The sequence below is a fragment of the Aeromonas sp. ASNIH8 genome, assembly GCF_002919855.1.
GTDB classification, from domain to species: domain Bacteria; phylum Pseudomonadota; class Gammaproteobacteria; order Enterobacterales; family Aeromonadaceae; genus Aeromonas; species Aeromonas caviae.
In genome coordinates, this window is sequence record NZ_PQLN01000272.1 from 1 (window position 1) to 625 (window position 625).

Here is a 625-nt window from a genome sequence, read left to right on the forward strand (position 1 = left end):
AGTCAGCCGTACGATGAAGAGCAGAAGTTATCATGATCGTTACTATGTTGGGAGTCACATAGAAGATCAGATCCTGGAAAACGGGAAAGGTTCCGTTCAGGACGCTACTTGTGTATAAGAGTCAGGTTCTATACCACCATATTGGCAGCTACAACATTGGTGAGGTATATGAGGCAGAGGGGACAGCAGGCTTCAGTTTCAGCTCACGACTCGATAGTATTGAAAAATTTTTCCCTTTGTCTTCAAACAAGGCGACTCGAAATTTAGAGATTGGGTATCGGTCACCCTGGCTTGGCGGTAGTTGTGCATTTTCCTCTATTCCATTTAAGCGGTGGTGGGTTGATTCATTTAAAACATTGTGTGCAAATGCTCCTGCCCAGGCTGAACTGGTTGGCTCATTCTTGACGCGAGAGATAGAGGTTCTTGCGGAAAAAGCTAGAAAAAATAACGATAAAAGTGGCTCAGTTTACAAGCGCTTCGTAGAGCGGTTTGAGTACCTATCCGACATTCCGCACCTGATTTAGGAATAAATTTGCCGATAGCGCTCACCCAATACCTCCAAAATGATCTGCTGGTCTCCTGTTAGCTCCGTTACTTGTGGCGGAGCTTCTCCCAGTCGATATTC

Annotated in this window: 1 protein-coding gene; it reads left to right on the forward strand. The window is 45.4% G+C overall.

Going from position 1 to position 625, the window contains the following annotated elements; translation table 11 throughout:
* The first annotated feature begins 110 nt into the window (after positions 1-110).
* On the forward strand, positions 111-524 hold the full coding sequence (locus tag C3418_RS24285) for a hypothetical protein (protein WP_146054169.1): 414 nt from the start codon (positions 111-113) through the stop codon (positions 522-524).
* Positions 525-625: the final 101 nt, after the last annotated feature.